Genomic DNA, 2,448 nt, shown 5'->3' with positions numbered 1-2,448 from the left:
ACGATTCCAAACGCACGGGTCGAGTCGGATGGGAACGACTTTGGGAAGGTTGGTTTCGGCTGCAAACCCTGATAGACGGCTATTTGCTGGCTAAATCGGTTGATTTGGAGATCTGATCAAGAGACAGCAATACCCTGGGCGGCGTTAACCGGGAAGGCCACGCTCAAAGTACCACTCACGCCGCGGTCAGTGACGGTACCCTGACTATCCGGGATAAAGACAACCAGCAACAGCATAGTTCAGCTAGAGTTTATGCAACTTGGGCAATCTTGCCTGATGGATAGAAGAGATTAGCCACTGTTCAAACAAGAACTTTCAAATGACAGAAAGAATAGAGCTTATTGAGTTGATTTCAGGATTAGATAGTTATCTTGAAAATGGCTATGTAAATACGAAGATCCTTCTGATGATGCGATAGATTATTTAGGAGAACTTTTATTGAAAGATTCTGAATGTTGTTTGGATTTTTGTAAAAAAATCTTAGATTCGGATCTTTTTAACAATAATTCTGTTAAATCTACTGCTTTGGATTTTTTGATTTTATCAGAATCTAATTGGTTTGAGGCTTTTAGCTATTTGCTCAATAAAGCTGAAAAATTATCTACTCCTGAATTGGAAAAAGCATTGTTTTACTTTTATTACGCAAAAAACGATCCTAAACCATATCCTGTTCCTGAAGGACTTTTTAATAAATTGATAGAAAGGTACCAAGTACTAAAAACTGAATCTGATGCAAATTTTTATCATCTGCATGAAACATACAACGATTTTATTAAAGCTTATTCATTGAAATTTTGATTAATTGTAAATCCCGACCACTGTGAACCGCCTCCCCGAAAGTAGGATACCCGACAAGTAAGGGAAAGTTCTGTATGAAGAATTGCAGTAAACAATTGCTCAAATTTAAGTGTAAAGTCGCCCAATATTATCTTTCTACCACCAGATGAGATAACTAGATGATTAATAAAATCAAACAGTTTACACTAAATCGGCTAATAACACCTGAGTCCGAAATTCTGCCGGATTCAGGAAATTTAATTTTGAGCCGAGTTATCAAACTGCTGACAATTTTTTCAATATCGAATAATACCTCATTACACCAGCAAGGATAAAAAGCCCAGCAGATTAATCAGCCAGAAAAGTGATACAATTTGACAAGTATTTAAGCGTTAACAGAGCACGAAAATAGTTTTGAAAGTAACGGTATTAATTGATTTTAATCCCAGATCACATTAAAGACATAAAAAGCAGCATAGTTTAAATCAAATCGTAGACTAAACTGATTAAAACAGTGTAAAGCCGTTTAATCCAGCGTATTTTACAGTTTTACATAATAAATGAAAAATAATAACTCTGTAATTAACCAGATTTGTATTCTGTTAAATCATTCACTTGAATTTTTTTATGACAGATTATTTAACTGGTTTATGGAAAAATTTATACCATTTAAAAAAATTATTAAAGTCTGCTCCTTTGGGAAAATAGATTGTTTGATTAATTTATTCATATGATCATATTCCCTCTTTTCCAGAAACATGAACATTAACAAAACCAATTTTTTTCTTATTTTTCACTGAAAGATTTATGATAGACAGCTTTTAAACTACTATTAAAAATCATTTTTTTAATCTCTGGTTTTAATCGGCATAAAGTTTTAACCGTTATTTTTATCCTTTATACATTTTATTTTTACTGGCTCTGTTTTACTGGTAATCCTGAGTGGTTTTTATCAATCAGTCGGTAAATAGCCTGACGATATTAAAGATATCCCTTGATGTTTTCTCCGATAACCCCTCTTTTTTTAAAAAGCTTAAATCCGACCAGATTAACCGTTTTATCTCTTTTTTATTGCATTATTTTTATAGCTTACGCCTTAAAATGACGGTGAGAAAACATCTCACTTTCAGTTCATTAAAAAACTTTCTCTATCGTGCTGATTGTTTTTTAACTTGCCATTAATGGTTAATGGGTTTCGATTAAATGTCATTAACTGCTCTGCTAAAAAGTGAAATTTATTATGTTAAATCAATCTGTTATATAAATCTTTTAATCTATACCCGTTTAACTTGAAGATGCAGGATTCAGAACCTGGAAGTTGTCATTAATACGGCACGACAGATTCCCGGCAAGTTCCGGTAATATTTCCGTAAAAAAGCGATGGATTGCCTGCCTGAACAAGGCCGTCGTGGCGAAATAATGGTTATTTCTGACCTGTTCATTCATCACCTTCCACAGCCTTTCTATCGGGTTCAGATTCGGGCTGTATGGCGGTAAGTTCGGCCAGATTCAGGGCACCCATCAGGTTCAGACGGGTACGGCTGCCCGTGGTTTTCACCGCGGTTTTCTGGCCTTTGCGCATCCAGCCATAAGCGAGTTTCGTCCCCTGCGTGGGATGGACGCCATCAATGAACAGGATGGGCTCTTGGTCTCCGGCTTCCTGCTTCAGTT

The 2,448-nt window shown here is 35.8% G+C and carries 1 protein-coding gene and 1 pseudogene; one reads left to right on the top strand and one right to left on the bottom strand.

Going from position 1 to position 2,448, the window contains the following annotated elements; translation table 11 throughout:
• Positions 1–438 precede the first annotated feature (438 nt).
• Entirely contained in the window at positions 439–798 is a 360-nt protein-coding gene (locus CKY02_RS22780; RefSeq protein WP_238399190.1) for a hypothetical protein, read from the top strand.
• A gap of 1,263 nt (positions 799–2,061) precedes the next feature.
• Here CKY02_RS22780 and CKY02_RS22775 read toward each other — a convergent pair.
• Positions 2,062–2,448: pseudogene (locus tag CKY02_RS22775) on the bottom strand (transposase); the annotation flags it as partial.

This window comes from Photorhabdus bodei, assembly GCF_003287735.1.
GTDB lineage: Bacteria > Pseudomonadota > Gammaproteobacteria > Enterobacterales > Enterobacteriaceae > Photorhabdus > Photorhabdus kayaii.
The sequence above is the reverse complement of the archived record's forward strand: the minus strand, read 5'-3'. Positions and strand labels throughout refer to the sequence as shown.